The 1,919-nt window shown below is 59.7% G+C and carries 1 protein-coding gene; it reads right to left on the bottom strand.

Going from position 1 to position 1,919, the window contains the following annotated elements; translation table 11 throughout:
* Positions 1–1,839 (bottom strand): DUF1592 domain-containing protein (locus ABX749_RS31245; RefSeq protein WP_372899477.1); only part of this gene is annotated, 1,839 nt, incomplete at its 3' end.
* Positions 1,840–1,919 lie beyond the last annotated feature (80 nt).

Genomic DNA, 1,919 nt, shown 5'->3' on the forward strand with positions numbered 1-1,919 from the left:
GACGCGCTGAAAGCCGTCGGCCAAACGAAGCGTCTTTTGTTCGGGCAACCCGTACAGCTTGGCGAGCTTCTTGTCGACAAAGGTGTAATCGGCGTCCAAAAAATCGCTCACCGGACCGTCGTTGTCCAACAGATGCCGAAAGAACCGTCTCGCTTCCAGCTTCATCGACTCCGGCAAGTTTTCGGCGTAATACTGTGGGGCGTCTTTGCGCGGCGGCGGTAGATTGCCGATGTCGCGAAGGTTCAACCAGCTATCGGTGAATCCACTGACGAACGCCTCGGAACGTTCATCATCGAGCATGCGAACGATCTGTTTTTTCAACTCGCCAGGATCGGTCAGCTTGCCCTCGTCCGCTGCGGCGAAAAGTTCCTCATCCGGTGGCGCTGTCCACAATGCATACGACAGACGCGACGCGAGATCGTGGGGTCCGAGTAACGCTTCCTGTTCCGGAGTGATTTCGCTGAGGTAAAGAAACGAGGGTGAGCAAAGCATCATCTTCAACGTGTCCAAGGCTGCCTGCCGCGGCGTCGCATCGTCAGACAATCGCTGCTGATAAAACGTCTCGATCCGATCGCGATCGGAATCGTTCAACGGGCGCCGGTAGGCACGCCGTACGAACGCCAACAGCTGCTCGAGCGCGTGATCGGGCTGAAACCCTTTCGGTCCAAACACGGCCACCTGCTCCTTCCCACCGTGTGGTTCCTCGATCGGACCGTGGACCTTGATCTCCCCGATCCGGATGTGGGGCAATTTGCCTTCGCGAAGGATGTGGGTTCGACTGACACCGGCATTGTATTTCTTGGGGTCGAACTCGTCCTTGTAGCGTTTATTGACCTCGATCACCGAAGCCCGCGATTCGTAGGGGCCGTTGGGAAAGATAAATCGAGGTGTCTGTCCGGCTTCAAGCCAAACGCGAAACGTCAACCATTCCGGCTGCTCATCCGGCACGATCGCCTGCCCCAGGATCGGTTCGATCGCTTGGGGGTAATGGATGTGTCCCTTCGTCACGTCGCCCGGAACGACGGCCAGTTGAAAGGGCTCGGAAAAGTCGATGCGAAAGATTTTTGGATCGTAGTGGGTGTCGCGATGCATCGCCTGGGCGTGGACTTCAATGTCGTAAAGTCCAGCGACTGGTACGCCTTGCAAAAAGTCTTCGATGTGCCCGTAGCCGCCCTGCCGCGTGTCGGTGTTGGGCTGTTCGTAGAGACAAAGGTACTCGTTTTTCAACGCGCTTCGGTGCGGGTTGGAGAGCTCTTCGTACTGACGAAAATTGTCGCGAAAGTGCCACGTCTTCGGCTCCATCGCCGGCTTGCCCAGACGAGCTTCCACCAGTCGGTTGGCGGCCTGGAAGTACTGGTCGAGCAGAAAGCCGGACGTCACCAGGGATTCGCCCAGATTGTCCATGTGGCCGACGGTGTTGTCCTTCGGGAAGTCAGCGGTCAGTCCCAGCGTGTCGACGCGACGATCGAACAGTGTCGCCAGCGTGTGTTCGTATTCACGATTGGAAAGCCGGCGCATCACCGTCCGCCCGCCGGATCCCTTCAACCGCTGGCGGGACGCTTCGATGCCGCGGCGCAAGGTGCCCAGCAGTGCCAAACGCTCAGCATCAGTCGGCTGCGGCGCGTCTTCCGGCGGCATCAGCTTGAGCGTCAGCTGATCGACAATTTCGTCGGCGGTGATCTGTTGCTCGACCGAGGCGAGCGGCATCGTGAACGAGTCGAACTCGCGGTCGCCCTCGGCCGAATCGGCGTCATGACACTCGGCGCAGTACTGACCGAGGAAGTCGGCGACGACCACCTGGGGCGTTGTCGGCGGTTGGGCGTCGGGTTCCGATTCCACTGCCCGAAGCGAGGTCCCGGCGGCGACAAACGCGACCGTGAGCCACGCGGCGCGAATCGATCCCCCGCCGAAGCACTCAA

Origin of the sequence: Stieleria sp., assembly GCF_041595215.1 — a bacterium.
GTDB classification, from domain to species: Bacteria; Planctomycetota; Planctomycetia; order Pirellulales; family Pirellulaceae; genus Stieleria; species Stieleria magnilauensis.